Source organism: Dialister sp. CAG:357, assembly GCF_000435155.1.
GTDB classification, from domain to species: domain Bacteria; phylum Bacillota; class Negativicutes; order Veillonellales; family Dialisteraceae; genus Dialister; species Dialister hominis.
Genome location: NZ_FR896440.1, coordinates 14,623 through 15,109 on the forward strand (window position 1 = coordinate 14,623; position 487 = coordinate 15,109).

Below are 487 nucleotides of genomic sequence, written 5' to 3' on the forward strand. Positions count from 1 at the left end.
CTTTCCAAAGACATTCTTAGCAAGGCAGAAATCAATCCTGATACCCGTGTAAGAGATCTGACAGAAGATGAAGTTGCTAAGATCCGCAACGTACTCGCAGATTACAAAGTAGAAGGGGATCTCCGTAGAGAAGAATCTCTCAACATTAAACGTTTGGTTGAAATCGGTTCCTATAGAGGAAGACGTCATCGTGCAGGACTCCCGACTCGTGGACAGCGCACAAAGACCAATGCCCGCACACGCAAGGGCCCGAAGAAGACGATCGCAGGCAAGAAGACTGCGACCAAGAAATAATGTTGAAGGAGGGATAACATGGCTACGGTAAAAAGCAAAGCAAAAAGAAAAGAAAGAAAACATGTAGAATCCGGTGCAGCTCATATTCGTTCTACTTTCAACAACACGATCGTAACGATTACTGATTCCAACGGCAATACCATTGCCTGGGCATCCGCTGGCGGACTTGGATTCAAAGGATCTCGTAAGAGCA

2 protein-coding genes are annotated in these 487 nt (G+C 46.0%); both read left to right on the forward strand.

Going from position 1 to position 487, the window contains the following annotated elements; all coding sequences use genetic code 11:
- Window positions 1–294 (forward strand): 30S ribosomal protein S13 (gene rpsM / locus M3200_RS06355; RefSeq protein WP_288178191.1); only part of this gene is annotated, 294 nt, incomplete at its 5' end.
- A gap of 18 nt (window positions 295–312) precedes the next feature.
- Window positions 313–487 (forward strand): small ribosomal subunit protein uS11 (locus M3200_RS06360; RefSeq protein ID WP_288178193.1); only part of this gene is annotated, 175 nt, incomplete at its 3' end.